We start from the raw sequence: 18,883 nt of genomic DNA, 5'->3' as shown, positions 1-18,883 counted from the left end.
GGAACTGCGGAAATAGCAGTTTTCTCTTAACAGATTTAAAAACGATGGCAGTCCGGGCCTGTTTTATACCATCTTGTAATGAAATTCATATTATATGGCTAAAAAATAGGTTAACTTGTGAAATTTAGTAAAATAAATATGCGTTTTTTAAGAAAACACCCTACACTCCTTGTTTTTTCATTTTTTTCTTCTTACGTTTGCTACGTACTTCATTACAATTCAGGATTTTTCTTATTTATAAGACACTGATTGTAAGATAGAAAGAGGATGTTTACCCTTATTATATAAATAAGGTTTACCCCACCCGCAAACAGCTGCCGACCGCTTCGGAAACCTGCCGGTTTGCTTTGGCTATTTCCGATACGTCAAACTTCTGCAAATAGATACGGGTCGTTTTTTCCGACGTATGCCCCAGTGCCTGGCTGATCACGCCGATAGCGACATGCAGGCGGTACGCCTCCGAAGCCCAGGCATGACGGAACGAATAGGTCGTCAACGTTTCCGGCAAATCCAGCATCACACTGATTTCTTTCAGGTAACGGTTTTCCGTCGCCAGACAGCTTTTATACTGTTCGTGGGTCGCATCTTCCGGCAATACCGGAAAAAGGTAACGCCTCTCTTCGTCTTTATACCGGTCGAGCAGCATCTGCATCCCCGAAGTCACTTCCATCTGGATAAAGGCTCCCGTCTTCTGCCGGTGGTATTGCAATACCGTACCGTTCTCCACCAGATTCTCACCCGTCAGATGCACGATATCCACAAAAGGAATACCGCAAGCCATAAACGAAAATAGTGCCAGATCGATAGCAAGCTGTTTCTTCGGCTCACTCTTCAAATCCAGAGCAGCTATTTCCTTTATCACTTCCACCGGCACAGCACGCTTGTGCGTCTCCTCCCGTCTGAGGTGAATCCCGGCAAAAGGCGACTCTCCCCTTTTCTCCTTCGACTCCCGACGGGCTCGGTTATACATCGCCCGAAGGTTACTCATGTAACTGTTCACCGTATTGACACGCAACCCTTTTTCACGCAACCATTTCAAAAACGCCTCAACCAAAGCCGGTGTCACTTCTTTCAGACACAATTCCTTACCACCCGAGAAACATATAAAATGATTACGCACTGCCCGATACAGATCAGCCGTACTTTCATCGCCACAGGAACGTTTATCCTCTTCCTGCAACAGCATCTGTCCATAAAAATCTCTTTTCTTCATAACTCTTCCTCCATTTTATTCGGATTAATCAAAAAGATAAAGATAAACATTCATAACTTTCAGAATGTTCGATTTTTACCGATCAGGCTAACAGCCGTTTTCACTCAAACAGCTGTTCCGGAAGAAAAACCCGCCTTATCACCCTGTTTTCCACCCTTCATAACCTCTCCTTTCGGAAATCATTGCAATGATTCTTCCCTATCATCACAATCTCCCGACAGAGTCATCACAATGACTTCACGCACTCATCACAATGAAGTGGGACAATCATTGTGATGAAAATTTTAACACTACAAAATATGGGGGGGATTTTCTTCAGATTATACTCTAAAAACAGGTTTACGTGCTTTTCGGAAAGCTAGATACTTTTTCTGAACAGTTCATTTTCAATTGACAAATTGCAGCAGATTTTATCTTTTTCCTGTCACTAGCTCTAAAAACATTGCAATGATTATATTTTTCTCCTCTCAAATATCTCCTCCCAAAAGAAACTCCCTCAATCCGTCATTACTGAACTCCGGATTAAGGGAATAAATGTTTTTGAACTCTCTTTAGCCCTTATACATGGCAAAGAAAAGATAGATGAATTAACAGTTTGTCAAAACGTCAGTTTCGTATTTATTATGAACTTTAAGCCTAGTGAGTATAATCTAAAAAACGAATACCCTCAGGTAAATCATTCTCAATTAACATTTTCATTTTCTTGGCGAAAGGGCATGGGTAACCTAATGGAGTACCTTTCTGAATACACGAGGCAAATGCAATAGTATCGGCACCTCTTTTCACAAGCTCTCTTGCCCTTAGTACAGATTTCTTTGCAGGACACCCTCCACAATTGCAGAAACCGACAATTTCTATATCTTCTGTTATACCTTCAAACGCCCCTTTTCTTTCTCTGATCACCTTAAAGTCTGTTGTACCCGGACAGTAATCTTCTGTCTGCATACATCTGATAATTCCAACTTTCATAAGTCATTATTTAGATTCTATTTTCCACTCCTCTATATTGCGTGTCTTTGCACTAAAATTCACTCCTATCTTAAATAATTGACGGGGATCGGCTGCAAAAGGAAGCGCATAGCCTTTTTCATTGATTTGCCGCAGAGCGTCGTCAGCTGTTCCATTCAGTTTGAATTCCATCAGGTAAATGAAACGATCCGTTTGTAAAACCAAGTCAATACGGCCTTCCGAAGTATGATATTCTGCTTTTACATAGAAGCCAATCAACTTGAACACAATAAACAGGACATTTTGGTAATGTAACTCCAAATCACGAACCAACTCGTAAGGAGTATCAGCAAAAAGACTTTGCAAACGGCGAAAGAAGGAATTATAATCGCCGGAACGTATCTCACGAACAAACTTCTGAATATGGAAAGAAGAATCGACTTTATCCGTATTAGCATAGAAAGGAAGCAGATATTTCATAAAGCCCTCCTCCACTTCACGATTAGGAAATCCCAGACGATAAATACCAAATTCACGATCATATCCTTTGATTGTAAGATATCCATTCTGATAAATCACAGGGATTGGATTAACTGATGTGGAGTCAATGCTATTCAAAACATCGGCATCCGTTTCCATATGCGCCATGTTATACAGGTTATAATGAGAGTGCTTTAACAATTTCACCAAATAGGTTGGTGTACCTGTTTCAAACCAATAGCTACCGAATTGTAAATACTTAAAGGTATTAAGCAAACTGAAAGGATTATAAATTCCTTTCGAATTCTCCGTAAAATGATATCCGTCATAAAATTCTCTCAATGCTATACAAACCTGATCATAATCCATATTCTGTACGCGAGCTAATTCATGCAAATCATCTTTAAAATAAGCATGTATCTCCGGTTCCGTTATACCACAAATGTTCGCATTACGATCGTCCATTGATATATCCATCAGATTATTCAGATCACTAAATACACTTACTTTCCCGAACTTGGTTACACCGGTCAAAAAAGCAAATTTGATATCCCCGTCCATACTCTTCATCACACCATAAAAAGCCATCAAAGTATCACGGAATTTTTCTTGCAGTTCATCATTTTCCAATGCCTGCAACATCGGCTTGTCGTATTCGTCAATCAGGATTACAACGCGTTGACCGGTCTGCTTGGCTGCTCTGCGAATTACTCCTTTAAAGCGCAGTGAAAGTGTTGTTTCATCCGGTCCATGACCATAAAGTTCTTCCCACTGAGTCAACTGATTACTTAACAAAGCATCCAGACGCTCAGGACTGCCGAATTTTTCGGCGTTCAAATCCAAATGAAGTACAGGATATTCCAACCAATCCTTTTCCAGCTTTTCGATAGCCAAGTCTTTAAACAACTCCTTTTTTCCCAGAAAATAAGCTTCCAGGGTAGAAATAAGCAAACTTTTACCAAAACGGCGTGGGCGATTTAGTAAATAATAGCGTCCAGTTTTCACTAATTGATAAACCAGCTCTGTTTTGTCAACATAGATATATCCGTCCTCACGAAGACTCTCAAAATTCTGTATACCGATAGGATAAAGCTTTGCCATAATTTATCTGATTGAAATAATACCTTTTACGCAAAGTACGCAACAAAGATCGGCATTTACAAAAAAAGGACAGGTTAATTGGAGGTTATTCAAATCAAATTATGGTACAGGAATCCGAAGAAACCTGCACCATATAAATAGGAATATCAAAACGCAATGCGATAAACAGAGAAACTTAACGGGCGAAGTACTACTTCTGCTGCCGGAGCTTCCAGTTCAATTTCTGAAACAACAGGCACTACCTGGTCCGGTTTGCAGATCGTATTTTTAGCTTCCAGGTCAGAGGCGTGAAGTACGGTTACTGTACCTTTATGTTTTCCACCGGAAAGGCCGTTTAAATCCAGTTTCACTTTTCTGTTTTGAATGCCAGTATTGGCGATCTTAATGATCAACTCATTTGTCTTCTTATCGACTGCTGCTGTTGCATACAGATCATTTTGTCCAGTAACTGGTTCGTTCTGCATAGTCAAAGGCACAACATTCGTACCGACATTATGACCGTAAAGTTGCTGTACATAATAATTAGGTGTCTTCACCAAAGAAAGATTATCGAACCAGATCAAATCCGGACGCCATTGCCAGGCATCCACATGGGCAAACAGAGGTGCATAAGTACAGATATGTACAACATCCGCATTACGCTCAAAACCAGTCATAAAAGCCGCCTCAGCCAATGCTGTCAGGAAACTATTCTCGCGATTGTTCGGATGACAGGCATATTCACCAGCAAAAACCTTAGGACCATTACGATCGTATGAATCATAGCGTTTGGCACCATTCAGAAACCATTCGGGAGAACGGTAAAAATGTTCATCTACCAAATCGACTTTCATCCGCTTCATTTCAGGCCACAAGAAGTCGAAATCTTCCCCTTCCGCTTGTGGACCAGAACTACCAATAACTTTGATATCCGGATATTTGGCACGAATAGCCTTTACGAAAGGTTCCAGGCGTTCGGTAAACAAAGTACCCCACTGCTCATTACCAATAGCTATAAACTTCAGGTTGAAAGGAACCGGATGTCCCATATCGGCACGCAGTTTTCCCCATTTAGAAGTCACAGGACCGTTGGCAAACTCGATCAGGTCAAGTGCATCGTCAATATAAGGTTGCAATTTATCGACCGGACAGTTTTCTTTCGGATCATCATTTTCATACTGACAAGAAAGACCGCAGTTCAATACAGGAAGTGGCTCGGCACCGATATCCTCACTCAACTGGAAATATTCAAAGAAACCTAAACCATAAGACTGATAATAATCGGAGAACTTCTTATGAGGAAATGTATAATTCCAACGATTGATATTGATCGGTCGGTTTTCAACCGGACCAACCGTATTTTTCCACTGATAACGAGTGGCCAGGTTCGTTCCTTCCACGATACAACCTCCAGGGAAGCGGAATACACCCGGTTTAAGATCTTTCAATGCCTGTGCAAGATCGGCACGCATACCGTTCGGACGGTTATTGAATGTTTTCTGAGGAAATAAAGATATATGTTCGAGATCAGCCGTTCCCTGTGTAAGCATCGTGATACGTAAACGGGAATGGGCTTCTGTTGCCTCAGGAGTCAGGACAACGGAATACTTTTTCCAATCTTTGCCGTTTATCTCAACTTCCTTTGTTTCATAAATGTCATGCCCACTATTTACCAGATTTATACGAAACTTGATCGGACCGTTAGTTACCGTACGGGCATAGAAAGAAAAGTCATACTTCTCCCCTGCCTTAATGCCAATACCTTTAAAACCTTCGTTATCCAGTCCGGTACCGGTTAATTCTTTATTATAAGAAAGCCGTACATAATGCGGATTCTTGTCAAAACAAGGAGATTTGGTCTGTACTGTTACATTTCCAAAAGGAACCCAGCCCCCGAAAGGATTTTCAAACTCAAAAGAACGGTTCTTAATCAACTCTGCATACAATCCTCCATCCGCTCCGAAGTTGATATCTTCAAAAAAGATACCGTACATGGTGGATTGGATAGACGCACCCGTTTGCTGCACGTCTATTTTGAACTCACTAGTCTGTGCCATCAGACTGCTTACCCCCATGCTTAAGAGGAACAGGGAGATAGCGTTTTTCATGCTTCTTCTCATATCAAGTGTTTTTCTGTGAAATAAAAGATTTATTTAGTTGCAAATATACACTAATTACCCATACATAAGGTGGACAAATACACCTATTTGGTGGATAAAAAGCTATTTTATGCTCTATAACATCTTTTCATGCGTCTACATTACGAAGAAGTAGGCTAATTTTACACGCAATTTTGATAACATTACATACATGAAGAACAAGAGTACGCTGTCTGGCTTGACTGTAGCAAACTTCAGCAAGCTTATAGACGGAAAGGAGACGATGCTATGTATCCTGACCAATAAAAAAGGTGCAGAACTTACCATTACCAACTACGGTGCAAAAATTGTATCGCTTATGGTACCGGATCGGTCCGGCAAGTTAACCGATGTAGTCACCGGACACAATTCCCTCGATGAATATCTGGTCTCTGAAGAGCCCTATTTCGGAGCTATCTGTGGACGTTACGGAAACCGTATCGCCAAAGGTACATTCACTCTGGATGGTGTTGTGTACGATAAACTGGCGATAAATAATGGCCCGAACAGCCTTCATGGCGGAATTAAAGGATTCAATTCTGTTGTTTGGGACCTGAACCAGACCGACGATCAAACCGTTGAACTGAAATACACTTCGGTCGACGGAGAAGAAGGTTTCCCCGGAACACTTCAGACCACCGTTACTTATCACCTGACAAATGACAATGAAGTCGTTATCATGTATCAGGCAGTAACAGACAAACCTACCGTTCTGAATCTGACCAACCACTCCTATTTCAACCTTTCGGGAGCAGGTGATCCTTCAGTGGCAGATCATACCCTGACAATCAACGCCGACTATTATCTGCCGACAGATGATACAGCAATCCCTTTCGGTGTCCCGGAGAAAGTGGAAGGTACACCGATGGATTTCCGTACCCCCTATCTGGTTGGTGCGCGTATCGACGAGCCGATCGACCAGTTAACCTGGGCAAGAGGTTACGACCATACCTTTATATTAAATAAAGAACAGGGAGAACTGGGATTCTGCGCCCGCTGTTCATCTCCCAAAACCGGTATCATTATGGAAACCTATACTACTGAACCGGGCGTACAATTATATACAGGAAACTGGATGACCGGCAATTTTGAAGGAAAGAACGGACAACGCTATCCGGCAAGAGCTGCTCTCTGCCTGGAAACACAACATTATCCCGACAGTCCTAATCATTCGGAATACCCGTCGACAGTTCTTCGTCCGGGAGAAGTATTCAAAAGCAAAACGATCTACAAGTTCTCTGCTGAATAGTAAACTCGATTCATTAATAATCTAAATAATCAAAAGAAATGGAATCTACAAAAAAGAAGAATTATGCACTCCCCATTGCGATGATGTTCGCATTATTCGCAATGATCTCTTTCGTTACCGGTCTGCCGGCACCTTTCGGTGCAATTGTGCAGAGCGAATTCGGAGCAACTAACTTGCAAGCTACGCTGGGTTTTGCTGCTAACTTTATCGCTTACGCCTTTATGGGTATCCCTTCCGGTCTGTTATTACAGAAGATCGGTTATAAGAAAACAGCATTGATCGCGATCGTTGTTGGTTTCGTAGGTGTAGGTATTCAGGCTCTCTCCTCTACAATGGGATTTGCCGTTTATGTAACCGGTGCATTCGTTTCAGGCTTCTCTATGTGTATGTTGAATACAGTAGTTAACCCGATGTTGAACACATTAGGTGGTGGTGGTAAGAAAGGTAATCAGTTGATCCAGATGGGTGGTTCACTGAACTCTTTGTCAGCTACTATCGTTCCTGTATTGGTTGGTTACCTGATGGGTACAGTTGTAGAAGAACGTACGATTGCAAAAGCATTGCCGGCATTGTATATCGCTATGGCTATCTTCGCTATTGCATTCCTGGTATTGTTCATCATGAACATTCCGGAACCGAACTTGTCTATTGCTAAGAAAGATGTGAAAGATACTCACAGTCCTTTATCATTCCGTCACTTCAAACTGGGCGCTTTGGCTATTTTCGTATATGTTGGTATTGAAGTTGGTATCCCTCACTTCGCAGGTCTGTTTATGATGACTCCGGAAGCTGGCGGTGGTCTGGCTATCGACTCTACTATCGCAGGATCTGTTGTAGGTACTTACTGGTTCCTTATGTTGATCGGCCGTTTAGTAGGTGCATCACTGGGTGCTAAGTTCTCAAGTAAACAAATGCTTACTTTTGCTTCTACCTTAGGACTAATTTTTATCGCTTTAGCATTCGTCTGCCCGATTACAACACACGTAAGTATGCCGGTATTTATGAGCGATATCTCATTCGGTATGGCACAGGTTCCTATCAGCATCATGTTCTTTGCGCTTTGCGGACTTTGTACTTCTATCATGTGGGGTGGCATTTTTAACCTGGCAGTTGAAGGTTTGGGTAAATATACAGAAGCTGCTTCCGGTCTCTTTATGGTATTGGTTTGCGGTGGTGGTTTGTTACCATTACTTCAGGGTGCAGTATCCGACTCTGTTGGATTTATGGCAAGTTTCGTAGTAATTATCATTGCCTTGGCTTACCTGTTGTTCTATGCATTGATCGGATGTAAAAATGTAAATACAGATATTCCTGTTAAATAAAAAATAAGTGTAAAATTTATGATTGAAGAAATTATCTAACTATATTTGTGGTCGGATAATTTCTTCATCTTTTATATAACCTTTAAAAGTAATAATATCATGCAGAAAAAAATCAGAGATAAATTTCAAGAGTTATTTAATACAGAAGGTAGTGTATATGCTTCTCCTGGTCGTATTAACCTGATCGGTGAACACACAGACTATAATGGCGGTTTCGTATTTCCTGGTGCTATCGACAAAGGTATGATCGCAGAGATCAAGCCGAACGGCACAGGTAAAGTTCGCGCATTCTCTATCGACCTGAATGACTATGCTGAATTCGGATTGAACGAAGAAGATGCACCAAAAGCAAGCTGGGCTAGATACATTTTCGGTGTATGCCGTGAGATCATCAAACGTGGCGGTCAAATCCAGGGATTCGATACTGTATTTGCCGGTGATGTACCTCTGGGTGCCGGAATGTCTTCATCTGCCGCTTTAGAAAGCACTTACGCATTCGCATTGAATGATCTTTTCTCTCTAGGCATTGACAAATTCGAATTAGCTAAGATCGGTCAATCTACAGAACACAACTATTGTGGTGTTAACTGCGGTATTATGGACCAGTTCGCTTCCGTATTCGGTAAAGAAGGAAGCTTAATTCGTTTAGATTGCCGTTCTTTAGAATATAAATATTTCCCATTCAATCCGGTTGGTTATAAACTGGTTTTGCTGGACTCTGTTGTAAAACACGAACTGGCATCTTCTGCTTATAACAAACGTCGCCAGTCTTGTGAAAATGCAGCAGCTGCCATCCGTCGCAATCACCCAGAAGTAGAATTCCTGCGTGACGCAACAATGGACATGCTGAACGAAGTGAAAGGCGATATCAGCGCAGAAGATTATATGCGTGCCGAATACGTGATCGAAGAAGTACAGCGCGTACTCGACGTTTGCGAAGCTTTGGAAAAAGGTGACTACGAAACTGTAGGTCTGAAAATGTATGAAACTCATCATGGAATGAGCAAGCTATACGAAGTAAGCTGCGAAGAGTTGGACTTCCTGAACGATGTTGCCAAGAAATGTGGCGTAACAGGTTCACGTGTAATGGGTGGTGGCTTCGGAGGTTGTACTATCAACCTTGTAAAAGACGAATTGCATGATGCATTTATCAAAGAAGCTTTCGATTCTTATACAAAGAAATTCGGTCACGAACCTAAAGTATACGAAGTAGTAATCAGCGACGGTGCACGCAAACTCGCTTAATAAATTAATTCAATATCCATAAAATCATGACAGCCGCATTTTATCAGAACGAAGTCAAATTTTTTGTTTCAGTAGATTGTATCATCCTGGGGTTTAATAATAGTGAACTCAATGTTTTACTTTACAAACGGAATTTTGAGCCACTACAAGGACAGTGGTCTCTGATGGGCGGTTTTATCAAATCCGGCGAAAGCATCGGCGAAGCGGCTTCACGCGTACTTACCGAATGCTCCGGTATCGATAATCTTTTTATGGAACAGGTAGGTGCCTACGGAGATGTTACCCGCGACTTAGGGGAACGGGTTATCTCCGTAGCATACTATTCATTAGTCAATATGAATGACTTCAACCCGGAATTATTGAAAGAACATAATGCCGAATGGACAAAGCTCAGCGAAGTACCCAATCTGATCTTTGACCATAACCAAATGATTACCGACACGCTGGCTCGCCTGAAGAGAAAAGCTGCTACCCGTCCGGTCGGTTTTAATCTTCTTCCTGAGAAATTCACCCTACCCCAGCTTCAAAGTTTGTATGAAGCTATTTACCAGACTCCACTGGATAAACGTAATTTCCGCAAGAAACTCAACTCTATGGATATCCTTGAGAAACTTGACGAGAAAGACAAAAAAAGTTCCAAAAGAGGCGCTTTCTATTATATGTTCAACAAAGAAAAATATGATCGGTTGCTTGACCAAGGATTCTATTTCTCCTTATAATAAAGAAGAATAGAAATATTTTTCCCTTTACTTGTTAAGTATACTCTTAAAAAGTCACAAGCTATGTTTTAAAACATAGCTTTTTTTGTACCATTATCCGAATAAGGTGTTACTTTTACACCATCAATAATAAGTGTATATATCTATACTTATTATTATATACAAACTATATATTAAGTATATAATAAACCACAAAACAATAACGGTAATGGTTGAAGAATTAAAAGAAAAGGTTTTCAAAGCTAACTTAGATCTGGTAAAACATGGATTAGTCATTTTTACCTGGGGAAATGTGAGCGCAATTGACCGCGAAAAAGGTTTGGTTGTGATCAAACCATCTGGGGTTTCTTATGAAACAATGAAAACCAGTGATATGGTTGTTCTCGATTTACAGGGTAATATTCTGGAGGGAACTCTAAAACCGTCGTCTGACACTCCTACTCATTTAGTATTATATAATGCCTTTCCAGAAATCGGAGGCATCGTACATACACATTCCACCTACGCAACATCCTGGGCACAGGCCGGACGGGACATTCCTAATATAGGCACAACGCATGCTGACTATTTCAGTGATGCAATCCCTTGTACACGCCAGATGACACAGCAAGAGATTGAAGGTGAATATGAAAAAGAAACCGGAAATGTGATCGTTGAACGATTTAACAATTTAAATCCGGTTCACATACCTGGGGTACTGGTTGAGAACCACGGTCCGTTTTCCTGGGGAAAGAATGCCGATGACGCCGTACATAATGCGGTCGTAATGGAACAGGTAGCCAAGATGGCTTATATCTCCTATGGCATCAATCCCGGACTTACAATGAACAAACATCTGATAACTAAGCATTTTTACCGTAAACACGGTCCTAATGCTTACTACGGACAAAAATAAACAATCAATCATTATAACTATTAAATCAACAAACCATGAATTTTAAAGATTTAGAAGTATGGTTCGTTACAGGAGCCCAGCTTCTGTACGGAGGCGACGCAGTCGTACAAGTGGATGCACATTCCAATGAAATGGTAAAGGGATTGAATGATTCCGGAAACCTTCCCATCAAAGTAGTCTACAAAGGCACTGTTAACTCTGCCAAAGAAGTTACTGCTGCTTTCAAAGCTGCCAACAACGACGATAAGTGCGTAGGTGTCATCACCTGGATGCACACTTTCTCTCCGGCTAAAATGTGGATACACGGATTACAGGAGCTGAAAAAACCGTTATTGCATTTCCACACACAGTTCAACAAAGAAATTCCCTGGGAAACCATGGATATGGACTTCATGAACCTGAACCAATCCGCCCACGGTGATCGCGAATTCGGCCATATGGTAAGCCGCATGCGTAAAAACCGCAAAGTGGTAGTCGGTCACTGGCAAGATGAAAAAGCACAGGCTCGTATCGCTGTATGGATGCGCGTTGCTGCTGCATGGGCAGATGCACAGGATATGCTGATCATCCGCTTTGGCGACCAGATGAACAATGTAGCCGTGACAGATGGCGACAAGGTAGAAGCCGAACTAAAGTTAGGTTATCACGTCGACTATTGCCCAATCAATGACGTTATGGAATACTACAATGCAGTAGATGACAAAGACACACGTGCACTCGTTCAGCAATATTTTGCAGAGTACGATCACGCTCCCGAATTGGAAGATGAAAAAACAGAAGCCTATACAAAGATTTGGAATTCAGCTAAAGCAGAAATCGCTATCCGTCGTATCCTGAAAGAGAAAGGAGCCAAAGCATTTACCACCAATTTCGACGACCTGGGTAATTTTGATCAGATTCCCGGACTGGCCTCACAGCGTCTGATGGCAGAAGGATATGGTTTCGGCGCAGAAGGTGACTGGAAAACTGCTGCTTTGTTCCGTACCATGTGGTTCATGAGCCAAGGTATGCCGAAAGGTTGTTCTTTCCTTGAAGACTATACCCTGAATTTCGACGGCGAACAGAGTGCTATCCTGCAAGCTCACATGTTGGAAATCTGTCCGCTTATCGCAGAACAGAAGCCGAAACTGGAAGTACACCGCCTGAGTATCGGTATCGATAGCGAAACAGCACGCCTTGTATTCACCAGCAAACCAGGTGAAGGAGTAGCTGCAACCATCGTAGACATGGGCAACCGTTTCCGCCTCATCGTAAATAAAGTTGACTGCATCAAGAGCAAGCCGCTTCCCAAACTTCCGGTAGCCAGTGCTTTGTGGATTCCACAGCCCAACCTCGAAATTGGAGCTGCTGCCTGGATTCTGGCCGGTGGAACACACCACACCAGTTTCTCATACGACCTGACTGTAGAATACCTGGAAGATTATGCCGACATAGCCGGTATCGAAATGGTAGTTATCGACAAGGATACAACTATTTCCTCTTTCAAGAAAGAATTGCAGTACAACGACCTGTATTATATGTTGAACCGCGCTTTACAATCTTAAATCATGGCTAACGAAAGATATGTAATAGGTTTGGATTACGGTAGCGACTCTTGTCGCGCCGTAGTCGTAAACGCAGCCACAGGTGAAGAGTTAGCTTCCGCCGTTAAATATTATTCGCGCTGGATGGAAGGCAAATACTGCGATCCACTCAAAAATCGTTACCGCCAGCATCCGTTGGATTATATTGAAGGACTGGAAACTACCATAAAAGAGTCATTGGCTAAATGTCCGGCAGGTACTGCTGAAAAAGTAGTGGGTATTGCCTTCGATACAACGGGTAGTACCCCCGTCCTGACAGATAAAGAAGGTACTCCCCTCGCCCTTCTGCCTGAGTTTGCAGAAAATCCGAATGCCATGTTCGTACTTTGGAAAGACCATACAGCGATTAAAGAAGCTGCAGAAATCAATGAACTGGCAAAACGCTGGGGCATCGATTATACTGCCTATGAAGGAGGTATTTACTCCTCCGAATGGGTATGGGCCAAGATGGCACATGTACTTCGTGAAGATGAAAGCATCCGCAAAGCGGCTTATGCCTGGATCGAACATTGCGACTGGTTACCGGCCCTGATCACAGGAAAGAACAAACCGGAAGAAGTGTATCGCAGTCGTTGTGCAGCCGGACACAAAGCTATGTGGTTAGAAAAATGGGATGGTCTTCCTTCCGAAGAGTTCCTGACAACACTCGAACCGCTACTGGCCGGTTTCCGCAGTCACCTGTTTGAAAAGACATATACCAGTGACATTTCCATAGGTCACCTGACAGAAGAATGGGCTAAACGCCTGGGGCTAACAACCAATGTAGCCGTAGCCGTAGGGGCATTCGACTGCCATATGGGTGCAGTAGGTGCTGAAATTACTCCACGCACATTTGTCCGTGTAATCGGTACTTCTACCTGTGACATCATGGTATCCTCTTATGAAGAGATGGGCGATAAACTGGTTCCCGGCATCTGCGGACAGGTAGATGGTTCCGTTATCCCCGGTATGATCGGACTGGAAGCCGGACAATCCGGATTCGGCGATATCTATGCCTGGTTCAAAAATGTATTGGCATGGCCAGTCGAAAATATCCTGTCTAAAAGTAGCCTGATCGACGAAGAGACAAAAGCTAAGCTGATTGAAGAAACAGCCGGTAAGATTATACCCATTCTTTCCGAGGAAGCAGCCAAAGTTCCGGTAAGCGAAAGTACCATTCTAGCTGTAGACTGGATGAACGGGCGCCGCACACCTGATGCCAGCCAACTGGTCAAAGGAACGATAACAGGCCTGAATCTGGCAAGCTCTGCTCCGCTTATCTTCCGTGCACTGGTTGAAGCAACCGCATTCGGATCGAAAGCTATTGTAGACCGCTTCCTGGAAAACGGTATCAAGATCGAAAGTGTGATCGGTATTGGTGGTATCTCCCTGAAATCACCGTTCGTCATGCAAACGTTGGCAGACGTACTGAATATGCCGATCAAAGTAGCCAAAGCAGAACAAGCCTGTGCCTTCGGTGCCTCTATGTTCGCCGCAGTAGCTGCCGGTGTATACGCTAAAATAGAAGACGCTCAGCAAGCTATGGGACAAGGATTCGCGAAAGAATATTATCCGAATCACGAGAATCACCAGGCCTATCTAGCTCTCTATGAGAAATATCGCAAGTTAGGGAACTTTACAGAAAATGAATTGTTTGTATGATATGGCGGTCTATATGAAGAGATTCCCTATCTTTGTACAAAAATTAAACTAATTCATCAAAATGAACGATATTAAAGTAATGAACAGAGCAGCGGACAATATCCGCGTCCTGGCAGCGTCAATGGTAGAAAAGGCTAATTCCGGTCATCCGGGTGGTGCAATGGGTGGTGCAGATTTTATTAATGTACTATTCTCAGAGTATTTGGTCTATGATCCTAAGAACCCGGAATGGGAAGGCAGGGATCGCTACTTCCAGGACCCGGGACATATGTCGCCCATGCTTTATTCAGCCCTCGCTCTTACTGGCAAATTCACCATGGAAGAACTGTCACAGTTCCGCCAGTGGGGAAGCCCTACTCCGGGTCATCCTGAAGTAGACATCAAGCGGGGTATCGAAAATACTTCAGGTCCGCTGGGACAAGGCCACACATACGCAGTGGGTGCTGCTATTGCCGCCAAGTTCCTGAAAGCCCGCCTGGGAGATGTAATGAACCAGACTATTTATGCATATATATCCGATGGTGGCATCCAGGAAGAGATCTCGCAAGGTGCCGGACGTGTTGCCGGAACACTCGGACTCGATAACCTGATCATGTTTTACGACTCCAACAACATCCAGCTTTCTACCACCGTAGAAGAAGTAACAGCTGAAAATGTTGCCATGAAGTACGAAGCATGGGGATGGAAAGTAATCAGCATCAACGGAAATGACGTAAATGAAATCCGTAAGGCACTGGATGAAGCAAAAGCAGAAGCCAACCGTCCTACTTTGATCATCGGTAATACCATTATGGGTAAAGGTGCCCGCGGAGCCGACGACAGTAGTTACGAAAATAAAGTATCCACTCACGGTCAGCCTCTGTCTGCAGCCGGTGCATCTATCGAAGAGACAATCAAGAACCTGGGAGGTGATCCAAAGAATCCGTTCGCCGTATTCACGGATGTTGCCGAACTATATGCAAAACGTGCAAAAGAACTGGAAGCTATCGTAGCCGAACGTTATGCCGCTAAAGAAGTATGGGCTAAAGCAAATCCAGAACTGGCTGAAAAGATGGCATTCTGGTTCTCAGGTAAAGCTCCGGAACTGGACTGGGCAGCTATCGAACAGAAAGCAAACCAGGCAACTCGTGCCGCTTCCGCCACAGTATTAGGCGTATTGGCAACAAAGGTTGAAAATATGGTATGTTCTTCTGCCGACCTTTCCAACTCGGATAAGACCGACGGTTTCCTGAAGAAAACACATTCATTCAGAAAAGGTGATTTCAGTGGTGCCTTCTTCCAGGCCGGTGTTTCGGAACTGACCATGGCTTGTGTATGTATCGGTATGTCATTACACGGTGGCGTGATCGTAGCTTGCGGTACTTTCTTCGTATTCTCCGATTATATGAAGCCTGCAATTCGTATGGCAGCATTGATGGAGCAACCGGTTAAGTTTATCTGGTCGCACGATGCTTTCCGTGTTGGTGAAGACGGACCTACTCACGAACCGGTTGAACAGGAAGCACAGATCCGCCTGATGGAAAAACTGAAGAACCATAAGGGACACAACTCTATGCTGGTTCTCCGTCCGGCCGATGTCATCGAAACGACCGTTGCATGGAAGATGGCTATGGAAAACACAGCCACTCCTACCGCTTTGATTCTTTCCCGTCAGAACATTACTGACCTGCCCGCCAAAGAAAATCGTTACGACGAAGCTTTGCAGGCTGAAAAGGGTGCCTATATTGTAGAAAGCGACGCAAACCCAGATGTTATTCTGGTAGCTTCCGGTTCGGAAGTCTCTACGTTGGAAGAAGGAGCTGCATTGCTTCGTGCCGATGGCGTAAAGGTTCGCGTCGTATCCGTTCCTTCCGAAGGGTTGTTCCGCAACCAGAGCAAGGAATACCAGGAATCTGTTATTCCTACAGGAAGTAAAGTATTTGGTCTGACAGCCGGTCTGCCTGTCAATCTGGAAGGATTGGTTGGAGCAAACGGTAAGGTATGGGGGCTCGAGTCATTCGGCTTCTCCGCTCCTTACAAGGTTCTGGACGAAAAATTGGGCTTCACAGGAAAGAATGTATACAATCAGGTAAAAGAATTATTAGCATAAGAAACCATTAATAAAAAGGGATTCTCTATATCCCTTTTTATTAACCTCTAACAGATAAAGATGAAAACACTAGGTTTATGTTGTGACCACGCAGGTTACGAATTAAAAGAGTTTGTAAAACAATTACTGGATTCTAAAGGGATAACCTATAAAGATTTCGGAACCTGTTCAACAGAAAGTTGTGATTATCCGGATTTCGCTCATCCGTTGGCTTATGCATTAGAAGCTGGGGAAGTATATCCCGGAATAGCTATTTGCGGATCAGGAAACGGTATTGCAATGACTTTAAACAAACACCAGGGAATACGGGCCGCATTGTGCTGGCAGGAAGATATCGCGAAACTAGCTCGCGAGCATAACGATGCCAATATACTTGTCATGCCCGGTAGATTTATCAGTCAAGAGGAAGCCACTCACACTGTCGAAACCTTTCTGAACACCCCGTTCGAAGGTGGTCGGCACATACGCAGAATTGACAAAATCCCGTTGTAAAAACAACGGGTATATCATGTAAGACACTATTATGGTAACATTAGATTATATTGTAATAGGGCTATTCGCTTTAGCTCTAATTGGGATTATTGTATGGGTATTTAAACAAAAACAAGACAGCTCCGGCGACTACTTCCTTGCAGGTCGTGATGCCACTTGGCTAGCGATCGGAGCTTCCATTTTCGCATCAAACATCGGTTCAGAACACCTTATCGGCCTTGCCGGAGCAGGAGCTTCCAGCGGTATGGCGATGGCACACTGGGAAATCCAGGGGTGGATGATCCTTATCCTCGGTTGGGTATTCGTACCTTTCTACGAACGAAGTATGGTATTGACCATGCCCGAATTTCTTGAGAAACGTTATAACAAAGAATCACGCACCATCCTCTCGCTTATCTCGCTGGTCAGTTATGTACTGACCAAGGTGGCCGTTACGGTATATGCCGGAGGTCTGGTGTTTAAAGAAGTATTCGGTATCCAGGAACTCTGGGGAATCGATTTCTTCTGGATCGCAGCTATCGGATTGGTTGTACTGACAGCCCTTTATACAGTTGTAGGAGGTATGAAATCGGTTCTTTACACCTCTGTATTACAAACTCCTATTTTACTTCTGGGCTCCTTGGTAATTCTTGTACTTGGATTAAAAGCCGTTGGCGGATGGGATCAGGTCCTGGCAGCTTGTAGCCTGACCCCGGCTAACGAATACGGAGATACGATGGTGAATCTGATCCGTGACAACCGCGACCCGGATTTCCCCTGGCTGGGAGCTTTGATCGGTTCTTCGATCATCGGTTTCTGGTACTGGTGTACCGACCAGTTCATCGTTCAACGCGTATTATCAGGTAAAAATGAGCAACAGGCTCGTCGTGGTACTATCTTCGGTGCTTACTTGAAACTAACTCCGGTATTCCTATTCCTTATCCCGGGTATGATTGCTTTTGCCATGCAGAAGAACGGGGTGACCATCAATGGCGTTCCTTTCACAATGAGTACAGCCGATGCAGCTTTCCCTTCATTGGTTGCTCAATTGTTGCCTGCCGGATTTAAAGGATTAGTAGTGTGTGGTATTCTGGCTGCTTTAATGAGTTCGTTAGCTTCTCTGTTCAACTCATCAGCCATGTTGTTCACGATCGACTTCTATAAGAAATACAAACCGGAAGCCAGTGAAAAAACATTGCTTTATGTAGGACGTATAGCAACAGTTGTTGTCGTTGTCCTGGGTATTCTCTGGATACCGGTGATGAAGAGTGTAGGATCGGTATTGTATAACTATCTGCAGGACGTACAATCTGTACTGGCACCGGGTATCGCAGCGGCATTCCTATTGGGTATCCTGTCTAAACGGACTACTCCGCTGGGAGGTATGTGGGGACTGATTATCGGTTTCATTATTGGTATTACCCGCCTTGGGGCAAAGGTTTATTATACAACGGCTGGCATCGATGCCGGCGACAGTTGGTTCAAAGCTTTGTTCTTCGATACGAACTGGTTGTTCTTCTGTGGCGGTATGCTGGTATTCTGTCTAGCCGCAATTGCTATCATCAGTAAGTTCACCCCAGCTGCACCGGAAGCTCAGATACAAGGACTCACATTTGGTTCTTCTACTCCGGAACAACGAGCAGCGACCCGTGCCAGCTGGAATAAATGGGATGTAATACATTCTTGCATTATTCTCTTGATCACAGTGGCATTCTATATCTATTTCTGGTAATAAAAACCTATCATATAACGCTTTGCATTCTCTTAATATGGCCGATACTGTTATAAAAACAGACAGTATCGGCTATTT

At 43.4% G+C, this 18,883-nt stretch carries 14 protein-coding genes; 10 read left to right on the top strand and 4 right to left on the bottom strand.

What is annotated here, in order from left to right:
• Nucleotides 1-295: 295 nt before the first annotated feature.
• The 4 genes from BQ7394_RS08335 to BQ7394_RS08320 all read right to left on the bottom strand — a co-directional run bounded on the left by BQ7394_RS08335 (nucleotide 296) and on the right by BQ7394_RS08320 (nucleotide 5,841).
• Nucleotides 296-1,213 (bottom strand): tyrosine-type recombinase/integrase, encoded by a 918-nt coding sequence (locus BQ7394_RS08335; protein WP_075557031.1) that lies wholly within the window; start codon nucleotides 1,211-1,213, stop codon nucleotides 296-298.
• Between the two features lie 636 nt (nucleotides 1,214-1,849).
• Nucleotides 1,850-2,182: a CGGC domain-containing protein gene (locus BQ7394_RS08330; RefSeq protein ID WP_075557030.1), complete on the bottom strand. Its 333-nt coding sequence runs from the start codon at nucleotides 2,180-2,182 to the stop codon at nucleotides 1,850-1,852.
• A gap of 6 nt (nucleotides 2,183-2,188) precedes the next feature.
• Nucleotides 2,189-3,745, bottom strand: coding sequence for an ATP-binding protein (locus BQ7394_RS08325; protein ID WP_210436544.1), 1,557 nt, complete (start codon nucleotides 3,743-3,745; stop codon nucleotides 2,189-2,191).
• A gap of 143 nt (nucleotides 3,746-3,888) precedes the next feature.
• Nucleotides 3,889-5,841, bottom strand: a complete 1,953-nt coding sequence (locus BQ7394_RS08320; protein WP_075557028.1) for an alpha-L-arabinofuranosidase C-terminal domain-containing protein — start codon at nucleotides 5,839-5,841, stop codon at nucleotides 3,889-3,891.
• Nucleotides 5,842-6,031: 190 nt separating this feature from the next.
• Here BQ7394_RS08320 and BQ7394_RS08315 point away from each other — a divergent pair, with 190 nt between their 5' ends.
• From BQ7394_RS08315 to BQ7394_RS08270, 10 genes are all read left to right on the top strand, one after another.
• Nucleotides 6,032-7,108: an aldose epimerase family protein gene (locus tag BQ7394_RS08315; RefSeq protein ID WP_075557027.1), complete on the top strand. Its 1,077-nt coding sequence runs from the start codon at nucleotides 6,032-6,034 to the stop codon at nucleotides 7,106-7,108.
• Between the two features lie 38 nt (nucleotides 7,109-7,146).
• Nucleotides 7,147-8,430, top strand: coding sequence for an MFS transporter (locus BQ7394_RS08310; RefSeq protein WP_075557026.1), 1,284 nt, complete (start codon nucleotides 7,147-7,149; stop codon nucleotides 8,428-8,430).
• Between the two features lie 99 nt (nucleotides 8,431-8,529).
• A complete protein-coding gene (gene galK, locus BQ7394_RS08305) occupies nucleotides 8,530-9,675 on the top strand; it encodes a galactokinase (RefSeq protein ID WP_075559930.1) in 1,146 nt (381 codons plus the stop codon).
• Nucleotides 9,676-9,701: 26 nt separating this feature from the next.
• Entirely contained in the window at nucleotides 9,702-10,394 is a 693-nt protein-coding gene (locus tag BQ7394_RS08300) for an NUDIX hydrolase (protein ID WP_075557025.1), read from the top strand.
• Nucleotides 10,395-10,602: 208 nt separating this feature from the next.
• Entirely contained in the window at nucleotides 10,603-11,289 is a 687-nt protein-coding gene (gene araD / locus BQ7394_RS08295) for an L-ribulose-5-phosphate 4-epimerase (protein WP_075557024.1), read from the top strand.
• 35 nt (nucleotides 11,290-11,324) lie between these two features.
• The gene (gene araA / locus BQ7394_RS08290; RefSeq protein WP_075557023.1) at nucleotides 11,325-12,833 is read left to right on the top strand and encodes an L-arabinose isomerase; all 1,509 of its coding nucleotides are present in this window, start codon (nucleotides 11,325-11,327) and stop codon (nucleotides 12,831-12,833) included.
• Between the two features lie 3 nt (nucleotides 12,834-12,836).
• On the top strand, nucleotides 12,837-14,513 hold the full coding sequence (locus BQ7394_RS08285; protein ID WP_075557022.1) for a ribulokinase: 1,677 nt from the start codon (nucleotides 12,837-12,839) through the stop codon (nucleotides 14,511-14,513).
• 61 nt (nucleotides 14,514-14,574) lie between these two features.
• On the top strand, nucleotides 14,575-16,602 hold the full coding sequence (locus tag BQ7394_RS08280; RefSeq protein WP_075557021.1) for a transketolase family protein: 2,028 nt from the start codon (nucleotides 14,575-14,577) through the stop codon (nucleotides 16,600-16,602).
• A gap of 60 nt (nucleotides 16,603-16,662) precedes the next feature.
• Nucleotides 16,663-17,094, top strand: coding sequence for a ribose 5-phosphate isomerase B (gene rpiB / locus BQ7394_RS08275; protein ID WP_075557020.1), 432 nt, complete (start codon nucleotides 16,663-16,665; stop codon nucleotides 17,092-17,094).
• 31 nt (nucleotides 17,095-17,125) lie between these two features.
• Nucleotides 17,126-18,805 carry a sodium:solute symporter gene (locus BQ7394_RS08270; RefSeq protein WP_075557019.1) on the top strand — a complete coding sequence of 560 codons (1,680 nt, stop codon included), beginning with the start codon at nucleotides 17,126-17,128 and terminating at the stop codon, nucleotides 18,803-18,805.
• Nucleotides 18,806-18,883 lie beyond the last annotated feature (78 nt).

It is taken from the genome of Parabacteroides timonensis (assembly GCF_900128505.1).
GTDB lineage: Bacteria > Bacteroidota > Bacteroidia > Bacteroidales > Tannerellaceae > Parabacteroides > Parabacteroides timonensis.
The sequence above is the reverse complement of the archived record's forward strand: the minus strand, read 5'-3'. Positions and strand labels throughout refer to the sequence as shown.